The organism is Fodinibius sp. GM21 (assembly GCF_058386955.1).
This window is the reverse complement of record NZ_JBYEIQ010000004.1, coordinates 542,279-567,927: the sequence shown is the minus strand read 5'-3', so window position 1 is coordinate 567,927 and position 25,649 is coordinate 542,279. Positions and strand designations below refer to the sequence as shown.

General features: G+C 42.6%; 25 protein-coding genes. 12 read left to right on the top strand and 13 right to left on the bottom strand.

Annotated features, from left to right (window positions below):
- Positions 1-8: 8 nt before the first annotated feature.
- Positions 9-308, bottom strand: a complete 300-nt coding sequence (locus tag ACT3IB_RS12805) for an antibiotic biosynthesis monooxygenase family protein (RefSeq protein ID WP_491539409.1) — start codon at positions 306-308, stop codon at positions 9-11.
- Positions 309-468: 160 nt separating this feature from the next.
- Positions 469-993 carry a nuclear transport factor 2 family protein gene (locus tag ACT3IB_RS12800; RefSeq protein WP_491539408.1) on the bottom strand — a complete coding sequence of 175 codons (525 nt, stop codon included), beginning with the start codon at positions 991-993 and terminating at the stop codon, positions 469-471.
- A gap of 144 nt (positions 994-1,137) precedes the next feature.
- On the opposite strand from ACT3IB_RS12800, the gene ACT3IB_RS12795 reads away from it, so the two are divergent.
- The 6 genes from ACT3IB_RS12795 (at position 1,138) to ACT3IB_RS12770 (ending at position 6,760) form a co-directional block, all read left to right on the top strand.
- The gene (locus ACT3IB_RS12795) at positions 1,138-2,313 is read left to right on the top strand and encodes an MFS transporter (RefSeq protein WP_491539449.1); all 1,176 of its coding nucleotides are present in this window, start codon (positions 1,138-1,140) and stop codon (positions 2,311-2,313) included.
- Positions 2,314-2,655: 342 nt separating this feature from the next.
- Positions 2,656-3,525, top strand: coding sequence for an LEA/WHy family protein (locus ACT3IB_RS12790; protein ID WP_491539407.1), 870 nt, complete (start codon positions 2,656-2,658; stop codon positions 3,523-3,525).
- A gap of 28 nt (positions 3,526-3,553) precedes the next feature.
- Positions 3,554-4,030: a methylated-DNA--[protein]-cysteine S-methyltransferase gene (locus tag ACT3IB_RS12785; RefSeq protein WP_491539406.1), complete on the top strand. Its 477-nt coding sequence runs from the start codon at positions 3,554-3,556 to the stop codon at positions 4,028-4,030.
- A 166-nt stretch (positions 4,031-4,196) separates the two neighbouring features.
- Positions 4,197-5,789 carry an amidohydrolase family protein gene (locus ACT3IB_RS12780; RefSeq protein WP_491539405.1) on the top strand — a complete coding sequence of 531 codons (1,593 nt, stop codon included), beginning with the start codon at positions 4,197-4,199 and terminating at the stop codon, positions 5,787-5,789.
- 119 nt (positions 5,790-5,908) lie between these two features.
- Complete coding sequence (locus ACT3IB_RS12775; protein WP_491539404.1) at positions 5,909-6,373, top strand: hypothetical protein; 465 nt, start codon at positions 5,909-5,911, stop codon at positions 6,371-6,373.
- A gap of 27 nt (positions 6,374-6,400) precedes the next feature.
- A complete protein-coding gene (locus ACT3IB_RS12770; RefSeq protein WP_491539403.1) occupies positions 6,401-6,760 on the top strand; it encodes a (2Fe-2S) ferredoxin domain-containing protein in 360 nt (119 codons plus the stop codon).
- Between the two features lie 7 nt (positions 6,761-6,767).
- Here the strand turns inward: ACT3IB_RS12770 and ACT3IB_RS12765 are convergent, their stop codons facing one another.
- The 5 genes from ACT3IB_RS12765 to ACT3IB_RS12745 form a co-directional block, all read right to left on the bottom strand.
- Complete coding sequence (locus ACT3IB_RS12765) at positions 6,768-7,124, bottom strand: hypothetical protein (protein ID WP_491539402.1); 357 nt, start codon at positions 7,122-7,124, stop codon at positions 6,768-6,770.
- Between the two features lie 24 nt (positions 7,125-7,148).
- A complete protein-coding gene (locus ACT3IB_RS12760) occupies positions 7,149-10,133 on the bottom strand; it encodes a PAS domain S-box protein (protein ID WP_491539401.1) in 2,985 nt (994 codons plus the stop codon).
- Positions 10,134-10,150: 17 nt separating this feature from the next.
- Entirely contained in the window at positions 10,151-11,587 is a 1,437-nt protein-coding gene (locus ACT3IB_RS12755) for an ATPase domain-containing protein (protein WP_491539400.1), read from the bottom strand.
- 231 nt (positions 11,588-11,818) lie between these two features.
- On the bottom strand, positions 11,819-12,178 hold the full coding sequence (locus ACT3IB_RS12750; protein ID WP_491539399.1) for a hypothetical protein: 360 nt from the start codon (positions 12,176-12,178) through the stop codon (positions 11,819-11,821).
- Between the two features lie 149 nt (positions 12,179-12,327).
- Positions 12,328-12,966, bottom strand: a complete 639-nt coding sequence (locus ACT3IB_RS12745; RefSeq protein WP_491539398.1) for a response regulator — start codon at positions 12,964-12,966, stop codon at positions 12,328-12,330.
- A 415-nt stretch (positions 12,967-13,381) separates the two neighbouring features.
- Between ACT3IB_RS12745 and ACT3IB_RS12740 the strand changes: the two genes are divergently transcribed.
- On the top strand, positions 13,382-14,347 hold the full coding sequence (locus ACT3IB_RS12740) for a threonine ammonia-lyase (RefSeq protein ID WP_491539397.1): 966 nt from the start codon (positions 13,382-13,384) through the stop codon (positions 14,345-14,347).
- A 49-nt stretch (positions 14,348-14,396) separates the two neighbouring features.
- Positions 14,397-15,575: an FAD-dependent oxidoreductase gene (locus tag ACT3IB_RS12735; RefSeq protein ID WP_491539396.1), complete on the top strand. Its 1,179-nt coding sequence runs from the start codon at positions 14,397-14,399 to the stop codon at positions 15,573-15,575.
- Positions 15,576-15,578: 3 nt separating this feature from the next.
- Here ACT3IB_RS12735 and ACT3IB_RS12730 read toward each other — a convergent pair whose 3' ends face one another.
- Positions 15,579-15,917: a ribbon-helix-helix domain-containing protein gene (locus tag ACT3IB_RS12730; RefSeq protein ID WP_491539395.1), complete on the bottom strand. Its 339-nt coding sequence runs from the start codon at positions 15,915-15,917 to the stop codon at positions 15,579-15,581.
- Positions 15,914-16,300 (bottom strand): MerC domain-containing protein, encoded by a 387-nt coding sequence (locus ACT3IB_RS12725; protein WP_491539394.1) that lies wholly within the window; start codon positions 16,298-16,300, stop codon positions 15,914-15,916. Before ACT3IB_RS12725 ends, ACT3IB_RS12730 begins: the two co-directional genes overlap by 4 nt.
- Positions 16,301-16,529: 229 nt before the next feature.
- Between ACT3IB_RS12725 and ACT3IB_RS12720 the strand changes: the two genes are divergently transcribed.
- Positions 16,530-18,362, top strand: a complete 1,833-nt coding sequence (locus ACT3IB_RS12720; RefSeq protein ID WP_491539393.1) for a CocE/NonD family hydrolase — start codon at positions 16,530-16,532, stop codon at positions 18,360-18,362.
- Positions 18,363-18,446: 84 nt separating this feature from the next.
- Here the strand turns inward: ACT3IB_RS12720 and ACT3IB_RS12715 are convergent, their stop codons facing one another.
- A complete protein-coding gene (locus ACT3IB_RS12715; protein ID WP_491539392.1) occupies positions 18,447-18,932 on the bottom strand; it encodes a hypothetical protein in 486 nt (161 codons plus the stop codon).
- Between the two features lie 178 nt (positions 18,933-19,110).
- The gene (locus tag ACT3IB_RS12710; RefSeq protein WP_491539391.1) at positions 19,111-21,075 is read right to left on the bottom strand and encodes an aconitate hydratase; all 1,965 of its coding nucleotides are present in this window, start codon (positions 21,073-21,075) and stop codon (positions 19,111-19,113) included.
- A 240-nt stretch (positions 21,076-21,315) separates the two neighbouring features.
- Here ACT3IB_RS12710 and ACT3IB_RS12705 point away from each other — a divergent pair, with 240 nt between their 5' ends.
- The 3 genes from ACT3IB_RS12705 (at position 21,316) to ACT3IB_RS12695 (ending at position 23,711) form a co-directional block, all read left to right on the top strand.
- A complete protein-coding gene (locus ACT3IB_RS12705; RefSeq protein ID WP_491539390.1) occupies positions 21,316-21,609 on the top strand; it encodes an HU family DNA-binding protein in 294 nt (97 codons plus the stop codon).
- A complete protein-coding gene (locus tag ACT3IB_RS12700; RefSeq protein WP_491539389.1) occupies positions 21,602-23,320 on the top strand; it encodes an HU family DNA-binding protein in 1,719 nt (572 codons plus the stop codon). Before ACT3IB_RS12705 ends, ACT3IB_RS12700 begins: the two co-directional genes overlap by 8 nt.
- 70 nt (positions 23,321-23,390) lie before the next feature.
- Entirely contained in the window at positions 23,391-23,711 is a 321-nt protein-coding gene (locus ACT3IB_RS12695; protein ID WP_491539388.1) for a Dabb family protein, read from the top strand.
- A 58-nt stretch (positions 23,712-23,769) separates the two neighbouring features.
- On the opposite strand, the gene ACT3IB_RS12690 is transcribed toward ACT3IB_RS12695, so the two are convergent.
- Together ACT3IB_RS12690 and ACT3IB_RS12685 are read right to left on the bottom strand one after the other, a co-directional pair.
- A complete protein-coding gene (locus ACT3IB_RS12690; RefSeq protein WP_491539387.1) occupies positions 23,770-24,567 on the bottom strand; it encodes a gamma-glutamyl-gamma-aminobutyrate hydrolase family protein in 798 nt (265 codons plus the stop codon).
- The gene (locus ACT3IB_RS12685; protein WP_491539386.1) at positions 24,554-25,558 is read right to left on the bottom strand and encodes an amidoligase family protein; all 1,005 of its coding nucleotides are present in this window, start codon (positions 25,556-25,558) and stop codon (positions 24,554-24,556) included. Before ACT3IB_RS12685 ends, ACT3IB_RS12690 begins: the two co-directional genes overlap by 14 nt.
- Positions 25,559-25,649 lie beyond the last annotated feature (91 nt).

Here is a 25,649-nt window from a genome sequence, read left to right as displayed (position 1 = left end):
GCCTTTCTTTATGAGGTTATGTGATCAAAATAGTTGAGCGAAAAGCTTCGTTTTACCAGTTTTAATCCTTTGGGAATATTCTGATGTGATTCGCTGCGATGATTATCATGCCAATCCTGAAAGGACTCCTCATCCTCCCAATGTGTTATCAGCCAAAACTCCGCGGGGTTATCTTTCGGCGAAATCACGTTAAGCCCTACAAAACCATCGGCATCTTCCACCAGTTTGGGCCGATTCCTAAATGCCTCCCGCACTTCTTCTTCCATATTATTCCGCACTTCAAACTTACTAATAGCCGTAAATCTCATATCACTGCAGATGACGTTATTTTTACAACTGCCTTAACCTAAATGCTTACCTAAAGATGTTCTGTTCATTCTGACATGTCTGCAAATGCATGTGATTTAATATTAAAATAGTATATCAACCATTCAATTACTATACCTTAATATACAAAACCTAACTGGTTTACAATTTAGCGTCTTTTAACAACACCTCAGGTATCTTATTGTGATCCCGCTCGCTATTCCAGGTAATATTTGTGATCCACCAGCGCTCTTGATCATACACCAGTTGCACTGTATTCACTCCGCGCCGTGTTACTTTTCCATCTTCAGCCGATTTAATTTTAAAGGATGTATGCACCGTTGCAATTTCCCCAAACCGGAACACCTGCCGAGTAATCTCTTCTTCCCAAAACCCATTCTTTTTAAAAAACTCATCATTGCGCTCTCTGTACTGGTCTGGCGTCATAGAAACATATCGCAATGCTCCATCCTTAGTTTCACTGATCGCTCCCATCGTTGCCTCCTCTTTATAGAGCAAAGAAAATCGATCCCAGTCGCGCTGCCCGGCCGGACCGGAGATAACATCGTACAAAGTGGTGATGATTCCATCGATGCTTTTTACATCATCCGCTTTAACCTGCTGGCCAAGAAAAATACTACTGAATAGCAAGAGAAACATAATTAGTAATCCGAAAAATAATCTCATAATAACATATTTTTGTTTTGGTTCATGATCTGCTTTTACTGAGAGTCGATACATAAGATACGTTTAACTCTCATTTTATCGGAACGCTATATCTATTCATTTTATTTACATGCCATGCACTAACACCTTAACCAACATAGCAAAATAATTTCTACCTCCAACCGGCAATCTCTCCTCAAAGATTTAAACCTTTATGTAATTTTCGGGATCACTCTCTCGGCAGTGATGGGTGTTTCCAGCATCGCCCCCGCCCTGCCCAAAATGGCCAACGTGCTGGATGTCTCCAATGAACGCATCGGGCTCCTTATCACAGCATTTACCGTACCCGGAATGTTTTTAACTCCATTTCTGGGGGTTTTCGCTGATCGTATCGGACGAAAAGCAATTCTGGTACCATCGTTATTTATTTTTGGGATTGCCGGCACGGCCTGTGCTTTTGCAACGGATTTCACCTGGCTGCTCATCCTCCGTTTTTTACAAGGCATCGGCGGGGCTTCGCTCGGAGCACTCAACGTCACGCTCATCGGCGATCTCTACGAAGGAAATCGAAGAGCAACAGCCATGGGATACAATGGAAGTGTGCTCAGCGTAGGTACGGCAGCATATCCGGCCATCGGTGGTGGGTTGGCTTTGCTGGGCTGGTTTTACCCCTTCTTTTTAACGCTCTTAGCTATTCCGGTAGGTCTGTTTGTGTTGGCCAAGCTGGATAATCCCGAACCCGATAATCACAAACATATCAAGTCGTACCTGGGAGATATCCTCAATGCGCTCAAGTCAAAAACGGTTCTCGGGCTCTTCGCTGCCAACTTTCTTACATTTATCATGCTTTACGGTGGCTACTTAACTTATTTCCCCATCCTGCTCGATGAACAGTTCAGCAAGTCGTCACTGTTAATCGGAATTATGTTATCAGGATCATCCCTTATTACCGCTTTCTCATCCTCACAGCTGGGTAATTTGACCAAGCGGTTTTCTGAGTCCTCGCTCATTATCACAGCAGCTATCCTCTATCTCGGCGTTTTTTTAAGCATCCCCTTTATTGAAAACATTTGGCTGTTTTCGCTTCCCATCATCGTATTTGGATTTGCACAGGGCATCAACATCCCCAGTATTTTAAACCTTCTTACTCACCAAGCCCCCAAAGAATACCGAGCGGCTTTTTTATCGGTTAACTGGACGATTATCAGAAGCGGACAGGCGGTGGGTCCATTCCTTTTGGGGTTGGTTTATGGTGCTATCGGAATCTATGGAACATTCTGGATATCTGCATTGGCAGCCTTTTGCCTCTTCTTGGTAGGTGCTCTGGTAATAAAAAACTAAAGCAATATGAAATTGTTCAATAAGCGAATTTTTTTTATCGTGCAGTAATAATAGAAGTCACTTTTAGCACAATAAAAAAAGACCTCAGGAGTATCCGTCCTGAGGTCCCGTGCTTTAGGTTTCAGCATTTAGGAGTGACTAGAGTATCTAGTTGGCTAACTAGATGGGGTCTAGAGAGACAATAATAGTGCGTTCTGTTTTCAAGAGTATGGCAAACCCTTTTTGTTACAAAAAATTTATCTTATATCACGTATTGCACATTTAAGCTCGTGGAACAAATTATTGAGCCTGTACTATCACTAATCCAACAGTTTATCAATTAACTCAGACCGGCTATTATTAATGAACTTTCCAACATCGGTATCCGTAATTTTTTTGGCATGCTCTTTTCTTCTACTGGATGGATGTACTGCCCTTGAAGATTTATCTAACTCTATCCAAAAGCCAAAGCTATCGGTCGAGAACGTCCGCGTTAGTGACTTTAATTTCCAAGAGATGGAGCTCACTTATGACATTAAAGTTGATAACCCAAATGCATTATCGGTACAAATGCTGGCCTACGACTATAATCTTGACATCAATGAACATTCGCTGGTAACCGGCGACCAGAAAAAAGAGCTTGCGATCGAGGCTTCCGGTGCCAGTACCTTTCAAGTTCCAATGCGACTTAATTTTGCGGATATCTACCGAAGCGTTCAAAGCCTGCGGAATTCTGACCAGGTCTCTTACAGCTTTTTAAGTAACCTGACGTTTGATCTGCCTATAGTCGGACAAACAAAAGTTCCGGTTCGTAAAGAAGGGCAAATTCCGCTGCTGAAAAGTCCAAAAATAAGCCTCGAAGACATTAACGTCACCGGCGTTAATCTAAGCAGTGCCGCCATCAACCTGCAGTTACGTTTCGATAATCCCAACGGTTTTGGAATCGACGTAAATGCCCTCAATTACGACTTAATGATCAACGGCGATCAGTGGGCCGACGGCACCGCCCTTCAAGGGACAACTATTAAAGAAAAGGGCGTGACCATACTAAACATCCCGATATCACTCAATATCACCAAAATCGGGATGTCAGCCTACCGACTGCTAACGGGAGGAGAATCATTTGAATATGAAATAAAAGGAGCTTTTAATCTCAACGCCCGGCATGAGCTGCTCGGCCAAACCACCTTCGATTTTCTTCGCTCCGGCAATCTCTCAGTGCCGACAAATTAATCTTTAACCTGACATAAAATTTAAATCGTTGTCAAAAGATTACACAACATACACTCAATCCCCTATTGGTTTTCTACAACTAAAAGCCAACGAACAGGGTCTCATAGCCATAAATTATTATGATGATGACCCGCCTGAATCATCGGATCAACACCAACTCCCGGTGCTCAAAAAGACCATTGCCCAGCTAAGTGAATATTTTGAGGGACAAAGGAAATCTTTTGAGATCTCGCTTGTATTAAAGGGAACCAATTTTCAGCAAAAGGTCTGGAAGCAGCTGCAAGAAATTCCATATGGACAGACCATAACCTACAGTGAGCTGGCTGAACGCCTCGGAAATTCCCAAAAAGCTCGGGCGGTGGCCGGCGCCAATGGATTAAATCCCATTCCCATTATCATTCCCTGCCACCGGGTTATCGGGGCGGACAATAAACTGACAGGCTACAGCGGGGGCATCGAGCGAAAGCAGTTTCTGCTGCAGCTTGAAGGAGCACTTCTTTTGTAATTACATTGAATGATTTACGTCTATTTCAACATTATTAGGGAATACACAATCTTTTGGCTGCAAAAAAATAGTTGCATCCCTATTGATATTATTTAAAACATTTTACTGTCTTCCCCTGTCTCTGATTATTACATTCCAACAAATCTTAACTTTTGATACAAAGCGCATGAACAAATACGCAACTTGGATAGCATCTCTCTTATTACTTTTTGGGATTGGTATTGCCAACGCCCAAGTGCAGGAAGCCCCCGATCGCAGTATGGGCGAAGGCCCCTACGATCGGCTCATCATTCGGGGCGTAACACTGGTTGACGGCACCGGATCTCCACCCCGTGGCCCTGTTGATGTGGTCGTGGAGGAAAACCGTATTGTATCGGTACAATCAGTAGGATATCCCGGCGTGCCCATTGATGACGATCAACGTCCAAATGCCGATGAAGGCACAAAAGTTATTAAGGCAGATGGCATGTATCTGCTGCCCGGATTTATTGATATGCATGCCCACACCGGCGGCGAAGCACAGGGTACGCCGGCCGAATATGTATACAAACTTTGGATGGCCCACGGCATTACTACTGTACGCGAGCCTGGATCTTTTAACGGTATGGACTGGACGTTGCGACAAAAAGAACGCAGTCAACAAAACGAAATTACCGCGCCGCGTATTTTTTCCTATATCGGTTTTGGGATGGACCATGACGGCCCTATAACTTCACCCGAAGAGGCGCGCAACTGGGTCCAAATGATCGCGGATGAAGGAGCGGACGGCATTAAATTTTTTGGAGCATCCCGTCCCATTTATAAAGCCGCTATTGATGAAGCTAACAAGCTGGGACTGGGAACAATGACCCACCACGCCCAAACACGAGTTGTGTATAATAACGCGCTCGAATCTGCCCGGATGGGACTCACAAGCATCACGCATTGGTACGGCATTCCCGAAGCATTATTTAGCGACCAAGTGATACAGGATTACCCGATGGATTATAATTATAACAACGAGCAGCACCGTTTCGAGGAGGCTGGCAAGCTATGGAAGCAGGCCGCGGAACCGTACAGCGACAAGTGGAACAGCGTGATGAACGAGATGATTTCATTGGATGTCACGCTTAATCCCACCTTTACCATTTATGAAGCCAGCCGTGATTTAAGCGCACAGCGACGCGCCGAGTGGCACGAAAAATATACCCTCCCCTCCTTGTGGGAATTCTACAAACCCAATCGCAAATCACACGGCTCATACTGGATCAACTGGGGGACCGAACAGGAAATTGCCTGGAAAGAAAACTTTGATCTCTGGTTTAAATTCGTCAATGAATTTAAAAATCGGGGCGGTCGTGTTACCCTTGGCTCCGATGCCGGCTACATATATAAATTATATGGCTTCGGCTACATCCAGGAAATGGAGATGCTGCGGGAAGCCGGCTTTCATCCGCTGGAAATTTTCCAGTCGGCATCATTAAAAGCAGCCGAAGTACTGAATATGGACGATCAGATCGGAACCATTGAAGTAGGGAAATTGGCCGATATGGTGCTTGTGGATGCGAATCCACTCAAAAATCTAAAAACGCTGTACGGCACCGGCGCCGTCCACGTGAATAAAAACAACCAACCGGTTCGCATAGGCGGAGTTGAATATACTATCAAAGACGGCATCGTTTATGACGCCCAGGAACTGCTGCAAGATGTGGAACAAATGGTGCAAAAATCGAAAAAAGAAAAGGATTACGAAATAACTCAGCCGGGATTGGATTACTGATTACTTTTTCCTGACAAAAGTAATTAGTAAACAATATCAGATTTATATTATTTTATGTTATAACATCAGGATACAAAAGTTACTTCATCAAAAATTAAATTACTAAAAGTATAAAAATCATGAAGAAATCATTACTCGCTTTTTTGGTTTGTGGATTATTATTGGTCGCAGCAGAAACTACACACGCCCAAGATTCCGATCTTGGAGTTGGGGCCGTTATAAACAATCCTACCGGTCTTAGTGCAAAATATTGGGTCAGTGAGGACATAGCAGTGGATGCAGCATTTACATTTTCTCTGTCAGACAATTTCTCGGATTTTTATCTGCACTCTGATGTCTTAAAACATACCGATACTATTGACTCCGAAGCACTGCAACTCTACTATGGAATGGGCTTACGACTTCTGTGGGGAGATTTTTATAATGATGTAAATGCCGGACTCCGCTGGCCGCTCGGCACAGAATACACCTTAGCAGACAGCAACCTCAAAAGTTTTATTGAGCTTGTGCCTACATTAGATTTTTCACCCGACGCCAGTTTTTTCTTTGGCGGCGCGGTAGGTATTCGCTTGTATTTAAATTAGTGGGTTGCTGCTTTCATAAAAATTAGTATGAATAAACGTCTTAGAAAGAAAGCAGAAAAACTCCATGTAGATAAAATCAAACGGCATATTTTTATCTGTGCCGACCAAACCAATCCCAAGTGCTGTAAGAAAGAGATTGGTTTGGAGGCCTGGGAATATCTAAAGAAAAGACTTCGTGAGCTGAACTTAGATGGATCCGGCGGTATCTACCGGACCAAGGCCAACTGCCTGCGCATCTGTAAAAAAGGCCCCGTTGTGGTTGTATATCCCGAGGGAAGCTGGTATCACTCCTGCAAACCGGAGGTCCTCGAACGCATCATCCAGGAACATCTGATTGGCGGCACACCCGTAAAAGAGTATCTATTTGCTGAGCAACCGCTGCAGTGAATAGCTTTTAATTAAACACTCTTATTGAACGGACCAATATAGCTTCTTTATTATTGTACGTAACCGGGTTTCCAACCATTAGTGTTACAAAGCTACTTCCATCCGATGCCCTGTGGATAGACAACTGTTTTAGAAGCTCTGATTCCGAATCATCCGGAAAGTCTCCCGGGATATGATCACCTGTGAAATCGTCATGGAATAGATGACTGAATTCAACTTTGGAATATCCATATGCGTCAACAGCAGCATCATTCACTTCCAAAATTTGCTTATCAGTTGAGGTATAAATCCACATGGGAATAGGATTACCCCCAAAAAATAACTCCGATAAGTTCTCTTTACTTAGGTATTTTTTGTTCTTCATAACATTATTTATCCCCTATTTGGTTTAAACCAGTGCACTGGATGAGCCTTTTATGTCTTTCTTTTTGAAGGAAAAGGTAAATGAAAGGCCATTATTATCCTCTATCTTCTGGTCGGCTTCCAGCTGCTGAATGAGCGTTTCAATGATTGTGATACCAATGGACTTTGACTTTTGATATTCAAAATCACTTGGCAATCCCCGGCCGTTATCCTGAACACTTATTACAATATTACCCTCAACATTTCGAAGTATAATCCTTATCAAACCACGTTTCTGATCGGTGAACGCATGTTCAAATGCATTAGCTACCACCTCGTTAATGATAAGCGCACAAGGTACGGCCTGGTTCACATTTAGATTAAACGAGTCGTATTCCAGTTCCACTTTAATGTTCTGATTAGTCGCTGATACGCCTTTAATATTTTGAATCAAATCCTCTACATAGGACCCAAAATCAATTTTTGAAAGCGATGAAGACTGATATAGCTTCTCATGAATCAGCGCCATCGTTTTTATTCTGTTTTTACTGTCGGTCAGCAACCGCTTAACTTCGTCATTTTCGGTGCTAAACGTCTGCAGATCCATCATACCCGAAACCACCGCCAGGTTATTTTTTACCCGGTGATGTATTTCCTGCAACAGGGTCTCCTTCTCTTTTAGTGATTCCTTTAATTCGCGTTCGTAAGCTATTTGATCAGTCACATCCTGCCCAACTATTTGAATCGCATTTTGATCACCCTCGTAAGTAATCGGGGTAGACTGCGTTTTTATATGGCGAACCTTACCATCCATCGCCGTAACTTTATGAATAACAGGTTCTAACGAGTGGACAAGCGGATCTGAAAAATTAGCATTTAATTTCTTTTCCCGTTCCTTAACCAGCACCATATCATCTGGTTTCACAATCTCACCCAGATATTTTCCGGTTATTTCCTCAGGGACTTCGGCCCCTAATATTTGTGCACCGGACTGGTTGATAAATTTGATCTTTCGATCCACTACAATCGCAATAAGATCGGGGTCATTTTTAACCAATTTTTCCCATCGGTTTTTACTTTCCTCAAGTTTTTGATTGGAAATAATTCGGTCAATTTGTGAGGAAAGGGTATCTGCCACACTGTTAATTAACTTTCGTTCCTCCTTCAGGAATGGACCCTCATCAGCCGCTGGCTTCTCTTCGGTATACACTACCTTTAAAGTTAGTTCTTTGTCTTCAATGCGATCATTTTCGGTAGACAGCTGCCAACTGTTTTCACGATATCCTTCTGTTTTATACACATTATCACCAAAAATGATAGCTGCCTCCGTAGCATCAGGGTACTGAAATCCTTTTGAGAGGTAGTTCACAGCTTTTTGCAACAAACCTTTAATCGTATTTTCCCGCTGGGGCAAACTTGAAATATTATACAGGCACCGCTGTTCTTTAATGCGCTCCTGTAACTGATTTGTAGCCTGTTGGAGATCCGTAATATCAGTTGAAATACCACACATGCAATTTTCGAAGCCTGCAACGCCCTTCAGCGGATATCTCACCGTATGATAAAAGCGACTTTCTTTACCGTTGGACCGAACTTCTTCAAATTCAGAAATTTCCTGGCTTTCTAATACTTTGTAATCGGTTTCTCTAACCTTACCTATCTGGGAACCGTGTACCTTATGATCTGTTTCACCAATAATTTCGTCACGTTTCAAGTCATAAAATTCTAAATAACTGTCATTAACCAGCCGATATTTTTTATCATTGTCTTTAAGATAGATAAGTGATTTCGTCTGATTGATTATGGCATCCAACAGTTGACGGTGTTGTTCCAACTCATACTGGGTTTCTTTTATCTCGGATAGATTTATCCCCGTTCCGACAATAAAGTCCGCATCTCCCCTCGTAAACTTTCGAGCAGTTACAAGATGAGGGATAAGCTCCCCACTTTTGGATTTAATTTGTACTTCCGCTTCAGCAAAACCATTATCAAAAACTTCCTGGATCGTATTGGCAATAAACTGTTGGTCTTTCTCACGAAATAATTCAACCGGATGCATATCCTGCATCTCTTCATCCGAATATCCCAAGACCCGTTTGATATTATTCCACTTGACAAAATTCTGCTCCTCGTCAATCATATAAAACAACTCGGGCAAGCTCTTAATAGCCTTGTCAATAAAATCCTTCTCTTCCTTCAGTTTTTGCTCATACTCTTTCCGCTCGGAGATATCACGCGTGCTAGCCTGTATCTCGATTAATTCACCTGTTTCTTCACCAAAGATCGGCCGCATTACGCTTTCCACCCACTTATATTCGCCATTTGCAGTACCTTTGCGGAAAGTAAACCGCTTTACTTCGTGATCTGCGAAGAGCTCTTCAATGTTTTTAAACATTTTACGATCCTCGGGATGCATATTATTAAACGGTTTTTGGCCGAGCAGTTCTTCAGACTCATATCCCGTCAACTCTTTAACTGCCGGGGATACATACCGATAGGTCCCATCAGGGGCATGACACGAAATCATATCCGTGGCGTTCTCGGTAATCAGTTGATACTTGCGCTTCTCTTCGGCCAGTTCCTCGTTTTTTTCTTTCAGTAACTGATTTTTTTGCTCCAGCTTCAGAGAATATTCGCGCTGCTTTAAAAGCATTTTAACACGCGACTGCAATAATTTGGTAGAGGCTGGGATGTATACCACATCATCAGCGAATTCTAAAACCGTAGTGCTGTTTCGGGCTGCCTTTTGATCCGGTGAGAGCAGCAAAAAAGGCAGGAAAATGGGAGAAGCTTGTTTCTTTAACCCCTGCAGTTTATGCTTATTAGCTTCAAAAGATTGGTGATCCAGGATACAAAGATCAAATGAACGATCTGCAATGCCATTTTCACTTATTTCAATCGTAAAAAAGTCGGGCAAGAACTTTTTAATAAGCTGTCGGTCCTTGGCATTGTATACCGACAGTAACAACACCGGTTGCTCAAGAAGGTTCAACTCGTCGGTATTTAATGTATGATTTGACGTCTTCATCATTGCATAACCCAGAAGATCTAACCTGCTATTTCAGGAACACCCGATAAAATGCCCCGCATATTTTCCAGCTTCTTGCCTACTTGTACGCCTTCGGAGTTGATTTCAAATTCTCGTATCGACTTCTCAAAACCACTTAGGCGTTTCTTCAATACGCCAATTGCTTTCTGAATATGACCGTTAACTTCCAAGTAGCGCAGAAAGATGATATTGTCTGCCAGATAGCTGGCATTCATATTGGTGGTGGTAAATTGACCCGTCACATTTTTTGATTCATTTAGCAAAAGCGTGGTAACACCCATATTCTGCAGATACACCGTAAGTGAGTGCAGGTGTTCAAGCACATCTTCTCCGCGAACGGCCATCCGGTATCCGCCGATCGCATCAATCATAACAATTTGCGTATCGTTTTTTTCGACGTCACGGCGGACAATCTTTGCAAACTCATCAGGGGAATACGAAAGTGGTTCTACCGGAACAATATTCAAATAACCGGCATCTATCATATCATTTATGGGAGTATTGATATTTTCTGACCGCCGAACAATCAGCTCTTTAGACTCTTCAAAGGTATAAATAGCCGACCGCTCGTTGCGTAAAGCAGCCTCTTTGGCAAATTGAAGCCCCAAGTTGGTTTTGCCTGCACCGGTAGGTCCAACGATCAAACTCGTCGTTCCTTTTTCAATGCCGCCGTTCAACAAATTATCAACCCCTTCAATACCCGAGGATAATGTTCCTTTTGTAAACTTTCGGCTATAGTTATTCGGTCGGAGCCGTGGGAAAACGGTAATACCTTTACCGGTTATTTTAAAAGCGTGTTTTCCACTTAGCGAATCGGAACCCCTGAACTTGGGAACACGCAGGTTTCTCCAATCACCATCATTTTCCAGCTCTATGATACCATCCACCCAATAGGCGGCATCATCTTCAGAGTTCTGCGAAAGTGATTCGGACGTCATCATCAGGGTGGCATCATGTTTGGTAATGTAATTTACCAGCGAAAGGGTCAATTTCCTCATCTGATAGGGATCCTGATTCAGCAACCGCAGCATGGTAAACGAATCGAACAACACACGGCTGGGCGAATGTTCTTCTACAGCTTCTACGACTGATTCCATGATGGGACCCTGCTCTACGTCGGCCGAAGAAAATACATTGTACTGCTCCGAATTGCCGGTGACGTCGTCTTTGGGACTCAAATCAAGAGCAGCAACCTTGGAAAGGTCCAGCCCGAATTGAGACGCATTTTGAAGAATACTCTCCTTCGACTCAACCATCGTTACACAGAGCGCTCGCTCACCATTATCGATGGCTTGTCTCAAAAAATGAAATCCCAGCGTGGATTTACCCGAACCTGGTCCCCCTTGTACCAAATAGGCCTTTCGTGGAATTAATCCACCCTTTAAAATTTCATCTAATCCTTCTAAGCCCGTTGAAATTTTGTCAATATCGTGCATGTAAATAATGTTATTTATACTTTTAAAAAATACTTTTGCCCAGAGTATCTAAAAAGTACATTAACTCAATCCTCATATTTATTTCGGTTAGAAAGTAAGGGGTTCTAAACAGAAATTGTTGACGTAAAAAACCTATTTTTAAATATGGGTATTTTCACCTACTGGAGTGAGATAATTACAAGAAAGACTTAGTCATTTCTCATTAGCCGCTGTAAACCACAAATAGTATAGCTAATTGTGGTCCAGCTGCAAGATCGTTTGAACCAGCTCTTCCGGTTCGGAATCAATGGAAAAACAGAAATCGGCTCCGGCCTCAACCAATGCATCGTTCAATTCATCATATTCGGGCGGATAAAATGCAATGAGATATTTAGAGAGGTTTTGTTCCTTTACATATTGCACATACTCAACGGGTTGTTCAGGGAATGATACAAGATCGATAAGCAATACTAGCCCTTCCTTTGTTATGGCCATCTCATCTTGAGCTTGCGCATGGGTCAAATGCCGAATTTCTCTATCCATCTCTGAACTGAGAATGGATTTAATTGCATCATTCTGCAGGGATTGATCACCGATGAATAATATCCGCATATGAATGGGATCATAATGTTTGCCCTGTTCATATAGCGGTTACCATTAAAGAAAGAAAAGCTTCTAAATCAGCTAAACATCATATCAACAAAGGTATTAACATATATAAAGCGTTTATAGCCGAAAGCAAAGCAATAAATTACCTACTTTTATTTCAGATCAAACAAATCATTTTTTATGGCAAACTTTACCAGGCCTACCGTATTTTTAGATCCGGTTTTTTGCATCAGATTACGGCGATGAGCATCTACTGTACGTACACTAATACCCAGATCTTCAGCAATTTCCCGGTTGATATGCTCTCGGCATATTAACTGCAATACCTGAAACTCGCGCTCGGTAAGATCGGCCACCCGCTCACTGGTAGAACGAACCTTCTCTCCTTTAACCAGTAACGCTATGGTATCGTTACACAGATATTGATTGCCCGCCTCAACCTCCTTAATCGCTTTGATAAGCTCACCGGCACCGCGCTTTTTAAAGATATAACCCGAAGCCCCGGCCTGCATCACATTTTTTATCTGATGTGGATCTTCATCATCACTCATAGCCAAAATGTACGTATCGGGATGATCTTCCAGCAGACTTCTTATGGTACTCAATGAATCCAGATCCGGAATATCAAGATCCAGCACAACTACATCTATCTTATCTACTTCAGATTCATAGGGGCATAGCTCCTCCTTGTTTTTTGCTGAACCAATCACATTAATATCGGGGTCTTCAGACAGAATCTTCGTAATGCCATCTCTTACAATCTTATAATGTAATGCAATAAGAATATTCACAACTGCTACAAAGCTATTTATTACTGATCTTAATAATTATGCGTAGGACAGCCATGCCTGATATATATTATGAAGCATACGCAAATGTTTCGCCCAATCCTTTTTTAACAAACTTGCGTGTATAGTATACTACACAATTTATATCCTACAAGCTTTTGATTCACTTTTCAGGAAGCCAATAATTTCCAGACCAAGAATAACTTTTTTAAAGCACGATATATATAGGTCAATCCACCTAATTTATTAATAGGTAAAAACTATAAGTACTTTTTATATGTGAGCTTTTTTTTAAGAAAATTTCTGACCCATTCATTTACTCTCCAACCTAAATCGTTTTGAAATCAGTTTTTAATTACTGGCATAAAATTTTTACTCTCAGAGTACGCTATTTCAATTTCTCAATTAAAATGCTGTTATGTCAGATAGTACACCGGTATCCGTTCCAACTTTTGAACAGGTACAAAAAGCATATCTTAAAATTCGCAAGAACGTCCATCGAAGCCCGGTTATGAAAAGCCAAAAAGTGAATGAACGCGCCGGCGGACAGCTTTTTTTTAAATGTGAAAACTTCCAAAAGGTAGGTGCTTTTAAATTCCGCGGTGCAACTCATGCCGTGGAAAAATTACCGGACAAAAAAGCGCAAAAGGGCGTTGCCACCCACTCATCCGGCAATCATGCCCAGGCGGTTGCGCTGGCCGCCAAGCAGCGCGGTATCCCCGCCCATATCGTGATGCCGGAAAATGCACCAAAAGTTAAAGTCCATGCTGTTCGGGACTATGGGGCTCATATCACCTTTTGTGAGTCGACGCAAGAGGCTCGGGAAGAAACGTTGGAGAAGGTCGTAGAAGAAACCGGAGCTACTTTTATTCATCCCTATGACAATCCTCATATCATTATGGGACAGGGTAGCGCGGCCCTTGAATTGCTCGAGGACAAACCGGAACTCGATATTATACTGGCGCCCGTTGGAGGCGGCGGCCTGATCAGCGGGACGGCTATTGCCGCTTCGGGATTTTCGCCCAAAACCAAGGTGATAGGTACCGAGCCAGAAGTGGCCAACGATGCGTATCTATCATTCAAAACCGGAGAACTCCATCCTGTTCAAAGCACGGATACCGTTGCTGATGGCTTACGTACCTCCCTCAGCAAGTTAACCTTCAGCTGTATCCAAGAGCATGTAGATGATATTGTAACTGTCACGGAAGAAGAGATTATTGATGCTATGCGATTTATTTGGGAACGGATGAAAATTATCATCGAACCATCGTGCGCTGTTCCGGTTGCTGCGGTTTTCAACGGCAAAGTTGATATCAAAAACAAAAAAGCAGGTATCATCATCAGCGGCGGAAATATGGATCTGGATACCCTGCCCTGGCAATGAAATTTGGAATCATAAATTTAGTATTGGGAATTAAGCGTTAGATTTGAACATGACTGATAAGATTACTGTGATAGGAGCCGGCGTTTCCGGAATTACAACAGCACTTGCACTGCAACTCGTGGGCTTTGATACAGAAATAGTGACGGACAAAAAACCTTCTGAAATTACCAACAAAAATAATTATCCCGAATTCGCCAGCCTCTTCCCTTCGGCTTCGGTAATCCCACACTCCGTCTATTCTCCCCAACTGGAAGAGCTGTTTAAACAGTCGCAAGCTTTTTTCTACGAGCTCCGTAAACACGCATTCCCCGGAGTAACTACACACAAACATTTTGAGGTTTTTGAGTTTGAAGCCGATCAGCCGGAATACTGCAGCTGGATGCCGAATTTCACTGTTCTTGATGAACTTGCCGAAACTGAAATTCCGCGCCGATCCAATGATAAACCGCTTTATGGCTGGCTGTTTGACTGCATCTTTGCAGACTGGTCACTCTATTTTCCTGCGCTTATTGAACTTTATCAACAGAGCGGGGGAACCATGACTCAACAAAAACTGGAACGAGAAGATATTTCCGACCTCTTATCAAAGGTGGTCATCAACTGCAGCGGTACCGGCGGACCTATGTTGTTTGATGATCCCAGTGAAAATCAGCTCATCATGCGCGGACACCTGCTTCATAAAGCTGAAGCACCACTGATTACAACCAAGCATGGTGAAATTATATCCTATAATTACACGCCTAAACCTAATGTGTATTCAGACGCTGAAGGGAATGCCTGCGATGTGTATTGCTATCCCCGGAAAGACGGATGGATACTCGGCGGCAGTCGTCAGGTTGGACAACTAAACAGGGATAATATCTGGGAAAGTTTGGGAGAAACATCAGCTTATGCGATCAATCAGATACCGTTTCCAAAGCAGATCATAGACCTCAATAACGAGATCCTTAACCATACCTACGATCATTCACTTGAGGTATCCAATGATATTACTCCTTCGGTTGGTTATCGATACATCCGCAACCGAAAAAACGGCTTACGACTTGAAAAAGATAGTGCATCAGGAAAAACAGTATACCATAACTATGGACATGGCGGCGCCGGCGTTACGCTTTCCTGGGGATGCGCATTGGAAATTGTTTATTGGATATCACAACAAAACAAAGATAAGGTTAGGGCAGAGCTGCTGGAAAACATCAGTGAGATTAATATAAAGACGTTTTCTTAACGGTTAGTTGTAGATCTGTTTTTCAGCACAGTCCGGACAATCAAGCCAGTTTTCTGAAGGCATCTTGGGCAACGCTTTCGGACTACTCCCCTTCTCAAAAACAGGCCGATAAAGTACATCGCCCTTGTCATGAGACTCCCCGCAGCTGTGACAACTCTCCTCTCCATCAAGCTCTTTGGGCGTATATCCAGCAATAACCCAGCCTTCATGACCGGCATGTACAGCAAGACTTTCCAGGGCGGCACGAACAGTTTGAGATTTATTCCCGCCGTAATACTTACCGGAAAGTTCCTCTAACAGTTTTACAGTATCGTCATCGAGTGTAAAATTCAGTCGTTTCATACTTCGCAACCTGCTTTATGTTTCGTTTGATGAAATTTGTAGTTGTACCAGTGCCCAGTAACCAGCAATGCACTTCCTGCCATTGTTACCAGAGATTCTCCCCATAACCCTAACCATTCATGAAAAATCCACGCCAATGCCACTACGACTAATCCGGCGTACAACAATATCGGAATTCGCTGCGGCAGATTACTATGACGCAATGCAAAAACTACGGTAGGAACAATGAGCAAAAACAGAAGCGGGTGGGTCCAAAAATGAATCGACTCAGCCATCGGCCAAAGTGGTAACAAAGCAATGGCTACCGGAAAAAATAAACAGTGTATCGCACATAATCCTGATAAGCTGATGCCTAACTGATCCCAAAAAGATTTCGAAAACAAAAGTCGTTCTAATTCGTTGCATTTTTGATGTGTATAAAGATACACACTTTCCGCCTTTCTTACAAAAATATTGATCTGATCTTCCGACGGAAAATATTTACAATTAATTTCAATTCTCGGTTTTATAATTACTTCAAGCTCCTATTTTAAGATTAATAAATCTCAAATCAACAGTATTACAATGTTAAACAGTACAAGAATTTTCAGGCTGTCAGGAATCATCTTTTTAATGGTTTTCTTAACGGTTCCTTCGCTTGCACAGCAGAACAATTTTTCAAGCAAGGATTACGAAAAATCACAGTACGATATCGAGATGCGTGATGGTGTCAAATTACATGCTGTGGTGTATGCCCCCAAAGACACCACACAAGAATATCCCATACTGATGAAACGAACGCCTTACAGCTGTCGTCCGTATGAAGAAGGAAAAGTGCCGGAACGTATTATGCATAATCCACACTTGCAAAAGGCCGGATTTATCTTTGTGTGCCAGGATGTGCGCGGGCGCTGGATGTCGGAGGGCGATTACACGACAATGACGCCGAATCGTGAAGATCCTGATCAGATAGATGAAAGCTCTGACACCTATGATACAGTGGAATGGCTCATCAACAATATTCCCAATAATAATGGAAAAGTAGGTCAATGGGGAATCTCCTATCCCGGATTTTATACTACGGCTGGACTACCTGATGCACATCCAGCTATGGCCGCTTCTTCCCCGCAAGCTCCCATCTCAGATTTCTTTTTTGACGATTTTCACCACCACGGGGCTTATTTTTTGAGCTACTGGTATGTAACTCCCCTCTTCGGAATCCAGCATGAAGGACCCACCGATACATCGTGGTATGACTTTGCAGACACCGGCACGCAGGATGGCTATCTTTTTTACAAAAATATTACTCCTTTGACCAAGGCCGACCAATATTACGACAAAGATAATTTCTTCTGGCAGGAACTTAAGAATCATCCCAATTACGATGAGTTTTGGCAAAGCAGAAATATTCTGCCCCACTTAAATGAAATCGATCACCCTGTGATGACAGTCGGTGGCTGGTTTGATGCCGAGGACCTGTACGGGCCGCTCAATACATATCGATCTATAGAAGAAAAAAATCCGGATACCCAGAATACTATTGTCATGGGGCCCTGGAGTCACGGTCAGTGGGCAAGCAGCAGCTCTCACCAATCGGTAGGAGAAATCTACTTTGGAGAAGGAATCTCTGCCTTCTACCAAAAAGAAATTGAATATCCCTTCTTCATGAAACACTTGAAAGATGTTGATATTAAAGACCTCCCTGAAGCATACATGTTTGATACCGGGAAAAAATCATGGAGTGCCTTTGACCACTGGCCCCCAAAAAACATCGAGCAAAAATCATGGTACATCCACAGCGGTGGTCGTTTAAATGATACCAAACCGGGTAAAACCAAAAAGAAATATACCGAGTACAAAAGCGATATAGACAACCCGGTACCTTATAAAGAAGAAAGCGAGCTGGTATTTATTCCCCAGGATTATATGACTGACGACCAGCGTTTTGCAGCCCGTCGACCGGATGTTATTACCTTTGAGACGTCCATACTCGAAGAAGACGTAACATTGGCCGGAGACCTGCTTGCGAATTTATTTGTCTCAACCTCGGGAACTGCCTCAGACTGGGTAGTTAAATTGGTAGACGTATATCCTCCCAGTACTGAGGAAAGTGAGCACACCCCTGAAGATGTAGAGCTTGACAACTATCACCAAATGGTGCGTAGCGAAGTCATGCGCGGGCGATTCCGTGAAAGCTACAAAAACCCAAAACCATTTAAACCCAATAAAGTCACGAATATCGATCTTCCGCTGCAGGATGTTTATCATACATTTAAGAAAGGGCATAAGATACAGATCCAAATTCAGAGCACCTGGTTTCCACTGGTGGATCTAAATCCACAGAAATATGTGCCTAATATTTTTAAAGCAGATGAAAAGGATTTCCAGGATGCCATCCAGCGGGTTTATCACAACTCTAAATATCCTACTTCTATTGAAGTAAAAGTTTTGAAAAGCAAACAGTAGGATAAAAACTAATCTTGATTATTTATTCAATAAGAAAGGCCCCGAATTCGGGGCCTTTTTTTTAGCAGACAATAAAAACCAAATCTAACTGGCTTTGCGTGCAAACCAAATTTTACCATCGGGATATTTGAGTGCAATACCCATCATTACTTTCCACGCCGGATTATACCCACCATCTTTCTTTTTAATCCTGTTTTTAACGTCCGGCTTTGAGCCACCGTACTCCTTGCGATGCTGAAACTTCGGTACTTCCACCATACCCGAAAGTTCAATAACAGAACTGCTATCTGTTTCAATAACTGATGAGGTTAACCATACCTTTTTCTCGTTGTACTTTTTAAAATTGGTTTTAAGTACGAACTCATTTTTATTATAAGACTTAATACTAAACCCCTCTTCTTTCAGGATATCGTCAAGTCTGTCAAATGATTTTTCTACCGGATCGGAAGTTTCAATAAGTATGACGTTAGCGTCCTTCATTGGAGTAGAATCAGGACCGGCAGGACCAGAATTTAGCGTAGCACAACTTACGAATAGTAAAAAAACAGACGACAACCAAAGGTACTTCATTTCTTGATTTTTGAGATATAATTTGAATTTTATGAATTAAACAGAACCCATGAAAAAATAGCAAATTATTTGTGATGAGCCGTTGATAAATTTTATGAATCCAATCATAAAGGAATTAGAAATAAAAAAGGACTCCGAAAACTCGGAGCCCTTAAAATATTAAGTCTAAACGGATTTATTATCCCGCTTTCTTCTCGGCCTTAAAGCGATTGATAACACCACCATGCAAGACCGCTTCTTTCTGTCGCTCACTGAAGGTGTGTTTTACCGTATATTTATTGCCTTTCGTCTTGTTATGAACGACTACTTCGTTGCCATTTTTAATAGCTTCCCGAATGTCGTTCACTTCAAGAATATCTCCCTGATCAATATCTTCGTAATCCGCGTCATGCTCAAACTCTAACGGTGGAATTCCGAAATTAATCAGATTTTGCCAGCCAATACGAGCGTAGCTTTTGGCAATAACAGCACGCATACCTAGGTAGCGCGGCGCAATTGCTGCGTGCTCACGGCTAGAACCCTGTGCATAGTTTTCGCCTGCAATGACGACATGTCCGTCGTGTTCTTCCTTGGCTTCCATGGCACGGTCATGGAAATTCTTATCCACAACATCCAGTGTAAACTTGCTAATTTCAGGAATGTTACTGCGATAAGGAAGCACCTCGGCTCCGGCACGCAGAATTTCATCTGTTGAAATATCATCACCCATTTTCAAGAGAACAGGAACATCAAAATCTTTCAGCTCATCAAAGTCGGGCATCGTAGAAATATTTGGCCCCTTCTTGATTTCACCGCGCTCCTCCTTGGGCTTGGGGGGAGTAAGCATCTCAGTATTTACAACCAGCTTCTCCGGATGCTCATACTTGGGATATTTCATGTTGTAAAGATCCTCAAGATCTCGCGGATCAGTAATCTTACCTGTCAGTGCAGAAGCAGCTGCCGTTTCGGGACTGACCAAAAATACCGAATCTTCGGGCGTTCCCGATCGATCAGGGAAGTTTCGCGGAACGGTACGTAGACTGTTCTGTCCTGATGCGGGTGCTTGTCCCATCCCGATACATCCGTTACATCCGGCCTGGTGAATACGCGCACCGGACTGCACCAAATTAAACATGACATTATTCTTGACCATATTCTCGATGATCTGTCGTGATGTCGGATTAATATCCCAGGAAACATTATCATTTACCGTTTTATCTTTTACAATCTCGGATGCCATCCAGAAATCACGATATCCCGGGTTCGCAGAAGATCCAACATACGATTGATAGATGTCTTGCCCCTCTACTTCGCGAACGGGCACGACATTCCCCGGACTGCTGGGCAGAGCAATAAGCGGCTCTACATCATCCAGCACAAGTTCTTCATATTTATCATATTCAGCGCCTTCATCGGCTTTCAGCTCAACAAATTCGTGACCGCGCTCCTGCGATTCCATGAAACGACGCACTTCGCCATCAGCAGGAAATACGGTACTGGTTGCCCCCATCTCAGTACCCATGTTTGCAATCACGTGGCGATCCATCGTAGAGAGGTTTTTCAATCCTTCGCCAAAATATTCAATCACATATCCGGTTGCACCATCCACATCATAGCGACGCAGCATCTCGAGCACTACATCTTTGGCACTTACCCAGTCGGGCAAGTCACCTTTTACTTCAACGCCTAATACTTTAGGCATTTTGATATAAAGCGGTTCACCGGCAATGGCAAAAGCGACATCCAAACCACCCGAACCGATTGCAAGCATCCCCATACATCCTGAGGCAGGCGTATGACTGTCGGAACCTGCCAATGTTTTTCCGGGAATAGCAAAACGTTCGGTTTCAATAGGGTGACTTACCCCATTCCCCGGACGACTGTACCACATACCAAATCGTTCGGCAGCGGATTTAAGGAATACGTGGTCATCAGGATTTTTAAAGTCCGTTTGAATCAAGTTGTGATCGACATATTGACACGATATTTCGGTTTGTGCCTCATCCAGTTCCATGGCCTCAAGCTCAAGCATCACCATAGTACCGGTGGCATCTTGCGTGAGGGTTTGATCAATTTTAAGACCAATTTCCTGGCCCGGAACCATTTCACCATCAACGAGATGGCTTTTGATTAGTTTCTCAGTAACATTAAGTGGTTTACTCATAAATATTTTTGGATTTATTTCCGCTATACAGTTGATTACACTAAAGTAAAATGCTTCAAAAAACGTTTCTTAAAATACCGGACGATGCCCCTATTCTTCAAGTAAATGCACAAGAAATAATAATTTATACATATTCTAAGCTATTGGTAGAAATATATACTTAGTTTTTAAAGTTTTTTTTCTTAATTAACGGTATCTCTGTTGACAAACTTATAAGTATAATCTGAGTTTAATCTTCGTATGAATACGAGCGATGTAGTAGCGATGCTTGCCGAACATTGGGATATGACGCAAGTTGAAGCACGTGAATTATTAGATGTTATTACTCAGAGATTAAGCGAAAATATTGCTACCGGTAATTCTATTACAATACCGAAGTTGGGGACGTTTAGTACTACCACTCGTAAAAAAAGAAAATCTTATAATCCCCACTATGAGCAGTATATGGAGTTACCCCCGAAACGGGTTATTGACTTTAATCCCAGCAAGGGACTAAAAGAAGACTTCAAACAGGCAGATACAGGCGATGAGTGAAAAAGTTACATTTGGAGAACTTATTGAGTCAATTGCTGAGGAAACGGAACACTCCAAGCAGTTTACTCATGATTTTCTCAAGGATTTTGTGGACGTCATCAATGGCGGACTCGAAGAAGACGGCAAGGTAAATATTGCCGGCTTTGGAAAATTTGAACTTCAACGCGTGGAGGAACGCGAGGGATACAACCCACAAACTGAAGAGAAAATAACGATTCCGGCTCATAACAAAGTGGTCTTTAAACCCTATAAAGATCTCAGAGAGCTTGTAAATGCTCCCTATGCACATTTGGAGCCGCAGCTGATAGAAGAAGAGGAAACTGAAGCTTCTGATGAGGATCATTCTTCTCCAAGTCAGCAAGAACAAGAAATAGAATCCCAAACTGAAGAATCAGGTGCTGCGGGGAATAAAAGCAGCAACAAAGAAAATGAGCAATTAAAACAGAAAAAGAAGGCAGATCCTGATATTCCGAAACGGTCGGAAGAACAGGAACTCAACCAAGACGATTTTATTCCCACAGCTCCACCTACATCACACAAAGAAGATAAGGATAATCCTGATGGCGAGGATCAAGCAAGAGCAGAACAAGGGTCTCCTTATGATATGGTGGAACAGCAAAATGAGGATGAGAAACTTTCACAGGATACAACTTCTGAACTTTCAGATGATGAAAATAATGACGACAACGGAGATATTGTAGAATTCAATGCGGCTCAGTCGGATACGGAAGACGATCTCCTTGAAGAGTTTATTGGCTCAGAAGAAAAAGAAGAAGACGATGAACCCTCAGAAGACTTAACCGGTACAGAAGAAGAACAGCTTGAATCAGAAAAAAACGAGTCGCTCGAAACTGAAGAGAAATCGGATGAAGCAGTATCAAGCGAGCAAAACGACGAAGAGAATTCAACCGGGAAATCGGCTGAAGAGGTTTTGGCAGAAGAGGTTGAAAAGCTTGAAGAAGCTGCTGAGAATTTAAAATATGAACAACAAGATCAATCTGATCAAGAAAATGAGGGGACTCCCCGCCCTGCTGTGGCAACAAGCCGACCATCTGACCGAAATTCTTCCTTTTCGTCTGTAGCGGCCGCTGCAATTATTCTACTTCTTATTGCAGGAGGAGCCTGGTATTACAGCACCTTACCTACAAATGATACTGATACTACCCTTATTTCTTCATCCGAAGAACAGACAGTCTCGGCCGATGCTACTATGCAGCAGAATAATAACAATGAACCGCAACCGGCAGAAGAACAGGCCGAAAACGCTCAACAAGCAACACAAAATCAGTCCCAGTCAGCAACGCAGTCTACAACAACACAATCAACAAGTAATACTACACCCAACAATCAAGCTGTTGAAATTGAGGAAGGACAAACATTGTGGAGTCTGGCTGAGGACCGCTATGGGAATCCTCGGTTATGGCCCTGGATTTATGGCAACAATGGTTCTCTTGATGATCCCGACCTGATTTATGCCGGCAGTTCACTTTCAGTTCCGTTGCCATCGGGACCCCAAAACACCCTCAACGACACTGATTCGGTTGGTGTTGCAAGGGGATATATTGCAACATACAAATGGTATAAAAGCAATGGGGAGCCCGAAGCTAAAAATCACCTTTGGGCCGCCAAGTTATACCACGATGATTTACAGCAACTTGCTGATGTTCCCATAGATCAAACAGATCTTTCTTATGCCAACAGAGCCCGCTAACGGTTAATTTGGCAAACCTTAGACCATTTAAATCAAATTTATAATAAAAGCACACCATAGGAGTAAACATATGATTCGTCACGTAGTAATGTGGAAATTGAAAGAGGAAGCGGAAGGTGCCACCAAGGAAAAGAATGCTGAAAAGATGAAACTTATCTTGGAGGGACTAAAAGTAAATATTGATGAAATTAAAAATGTGGAAGTCGGCATCAATATCTCAGATGATGATGACGAAGCAGGTTCCCCGTATGATGTAGTGCTTATCTCTGATTTTGAGACCGAGCTGGACTACACCATGTATACGCGGGATGAAAATCACAAAAAAGCCGTAAATTTTATTAACTCTGTAATCGAAGAACGCCACTTCGTAGATTACAAAGTGGATACCTAAAAACTTAAAGCCACTATTTTATTTAGAGCAGGGGTTTATCACATAAGCCCCTGCTCTTTTATTTTCTCATCTTTTTCTCGGCTTCTGTTACCAGCTGCTTAAAAATCCGACGCTGTGCCGGTATCTGCGGCATATATTCCGGATGCCATTGTACGCCTAAAATAAAATTCCGGTCGGTATGCTCAATGGCTTGCACAATGCCATTTTCTTCGCGTGCAACAACTGCTAACTGTTCTCCAAGCTCATCTATTGCCTGATGATGCAGTGCATTCACCCAAACCTTGTTAAAACTCAAGATATCGTACAATCTACTCTTTTTACCCACCTCCACTCTCTTTTTGGGCCACACGCTGTGCACCCTGGGCACTTCAGTATAATAACTTGCAATATCCTGATGTAGCGTTCCTCCAAAATGAATATTCAATAGCTGGGCGCCCCTGCATATACCCAATATTGGGATGTTGTTATCTACTGCCTTTTTAATCAGGTTAAACTCGAGTTCGTCCCGATTGTTATCTATATCCTCTGAGGAGGCCGAAAAAATCTTCCGCAGCAAGTAAATAAAAGGGAAAAATATCACGGTCAACAGGTAGGTAAAAAACTTGCGCACACTCGATACTTTTTCATCCTTCGAAAAAAGATCACCAATATCTTCTGCCCCATATCTCTCTGGGTTAATATCGGCGCCCCCTCCAATTATGAGACCGTGAATATCGTCATCAGGTAATCCTTTTTTCGGATGAATACGAATAGCACGTCCCCCGTGCAAAGACACGGCAAACCAAGTAAACCACCAAGCGGCACGGCCTCCCCTATCGGGTCCCGTAACACCAATATTTGGTCTACGTTTGGTCATGCAGGTCCAGTAAAATTTCCAGAGTTTTGGCCCATTCTTTACGAAGAGACATTACCGTTTCCTCTCGTCGCAGAAGGTATAACCGACTTAACTTCTCAAGCATTTCATTTTGACTAACAAGTTTCTCAACCACCAGCCAGTGGTTCCATTCATCTGCAAAACGCCAGTCCGGATCATCAATCCTGCTATTGGGCAAGCGATAATGAAAAGTGGGACGCGGATCGTTCTTTGATCCTTCCATCACCGGGGTAATAAGCTCATTATTTAACATTCCAAAAATTGGCATCATATCCAGCGGACGATTCCGGGTGGGATTAAACTCGATATAATCCTCAATTAATTGATCAGCATCGGGTGTATATTCAGGATTCAGAATTTTATTCACATATTTATCCGGGAAAGGATCCACAAACGGAGAAATGCGCCGCGTCATGTCGATATCAAGTACTTCCAGCAGCCAAGGATACACTATGACAAAGGCCCGTAAGTAATTTAACAACGTAGCCGTCTTCAAATCAGGGGATTCAATATTTATGTGCATCCCAAAAGCATGTACCATGGAAGCATGAGTGCCCTTGGCTTTATTTTGCTGTAGGACCTCGCGCAATTGTTCCAGTTGATCTAATTTCTCAATTGTAACCGGCGGCATTACAATTTCCAGCGGTACTACCGAACGCGCCATTTTATCTACCACATCTTCTATCGATTTGCGAATAGAATCTTCTTCGAAATTAATCCCCAGCTTATCAAAAATATTTTCTTCAGCCATTTTCCGAAGGATGCGCGCATCCAGCTCCACTCTAAAGTCCCCTAAAGCCGTGTCGGTGATATTTATATGATACCTGTGCTCTTCTGATATTTTTCCGCCAAAGACAGAGGAAATAATTTTCGCGGCCTGCATAGGTTCAATACCGGCGAACTCGAGCTCAAGTCCAACCTTTCTGGGATTACCTTCTTCATTTTTTGGTATCGGGGGCAATAAAAAGGACATTTGTAAAAGCTTGAAAAGGAGCGTATTGATAATTTGCCAACAAATCAGCTTCTTAGCATAATCAAGTTTTAAACGACTGCAAAATATCATT

What these genes read in the sequence shown, in the direction of transcription:
- ACT3IB_RS12715 (WP_491539392.1), bottom strand. Translation starts at nt 18,932, where the DNA reads ATGAAGTACCTTTGGTTGTCGTCTGTTTTTTTACTATTCGTAAGTTGT.
- ACT3IB_RS12705 (WP_491539390.1), top strand. Translation starts at nt 21,316, where the DNA reads ATGAATACGAGCGATGTAGTAGCGATGCTTGCCGAACATTGGGATATG.
- ACT3IB_RS12740 (WP_491539397.1), top strand. Translation starts at nt 13,382, where the DNA reads ATGTCAGATAGTACACCGGTATCCGTTCCAACTTTTGAACAGGTACAA.
- ACT3IB_RS12775 (WP_491539404.1), top strand. Translation starts at nt 5,909, where the DNA reads ATGAAGAAATCATTACTCGCTTTTTTGGTTTGTGGATTATTATTGGTC.
- ACT3IB_RS12790 (WP_491539407.1), top strand. Translation starts at nt 2,656, where the DNA reads ATGAACTTTCCAACATCGGTATCCGTAATTTTTTTGGCATGCTCTTTT.
- ACT3IB_RS12800 (WP_491539408.1), bottom strand. Translation starts at nt 993, where the DNA reads ATGAGATTATTTTTCGGATTACTAATTATGTTTCTCTTGCTATTCAGT.
- ACT3IB_RS12710 (WP_491539391.1), bottom strand. Translation starts at nt 21,075, where the DNA reads ATGAGTAAACCACTTAATGTTACTGAGAAACTAATCAAAAGCCATCTC.
- ACT3IB_RS12760 (WP_491539401.1), bottom strand. Translation starts at nt 10,133, where the DNA reads ATGATGAAGACGTCAAATCATACATTAAATACCGACGAGTTGAACCTT.
- ACT3IB_RS12720 (WP_491539393.1), top strand. Translation starts at nt 16,530, where the DNA reads ATGGTTTTCTTAACGGTTCCTTCGCTTGCACAGCAGAACAATTTTTCA.
- ACT3IB_RS12780 (WP_491539405.1), top strand. Translation starts at nt 4,197, where the DNA reads ATGAACAAATACGCAACTTGGATAGCATCTCTCTTATTACTTTTTGGG.
- ACT3IB_RS12735 (WP_491539396.1), top strand. Translation starts at nt 14,397, where the DNA reads ATGACTGATAAGATTACTGTGATAGGAGCCGGCGTTTCCGGAATTACA.
- ACT3IB_RS12765 (WP_491539402.1), bottom strand. Translation starts at nt 7,124, where the DNA reads ATGAAGAACAAAAAATACCTAAGTAAAGAGAACTTATCGGAGTTATTT.
- ACT3IB_RS12750 (WP_491539399.1), bottom strand. Translation starts at nt 12,178, where the DNA reads ATGCGGATATTATTCATCGGTGATCAATCCCTGCAGAATGATGCAATT.
- ACT3IB_RS12730 (WP_491539395.1), bottom strand. Translation starts at nt 15,917, where the DNA reads ATGAAACGACTGAATTTTACACTCGATGACGATACTGTAAAACTGTTA.
- ACT3IB_RS12695 (WP_491539388.1), top strand. Translation starts at nt 23,391, where the DNA reads ATGATTCGTCACGTAGTAATGTGGAAATTGAAAGAGGAAGCGGAAGGT.
- ACT3IB_RS12685 (WP_491539386.1), bottom strand. Translation starts at nt 25,558, where the DNA reads ATGTCCTTTTTATTGCCCCCGATACCAAAAAATGAAGAAGGTAATCCC.
- ACT3IB_RS12805 (WP_491539409.1), bottom strand. Translation starts at nt 308, where the DNA reads ATGAGATTTACGGCTATTAGTAAGTTTGAAGTGCGGAATAATATGGAA.
- ACT3IB_RS12770 (WP_491539403.1), top strand. Translation starts at nt 6,401, where the DNA reads ATGAATAAACGTCTTAGAAAGAAAGCAGAAAAACTCCATGTAGATAAA.
- ACT3IB_RS12755 (WP_491539400.1), bottom strand. Translation starts at nt 11,587, where the DNA reads ATGCACGATATTGACAAAATTTCAACGGGCTTAGAAGGATTAGATGAA.
- ACT3IB_RS12700 (WP_491539389.1), top strand. Translation starts at nt 21,602, where the DNA reads ATGAGTGAAAAAGTTACATTTGGAGAACTTATTGAGTCAATTGCTGAG.
- ACT3IB_RS12690 (WP_491539387.1), bottom strand. Translation starts at nt 24,567, where the DNA reads ATGACCAAACGTAGACCAAATATTGGTGTTACGGGACCCGATAGGGGA.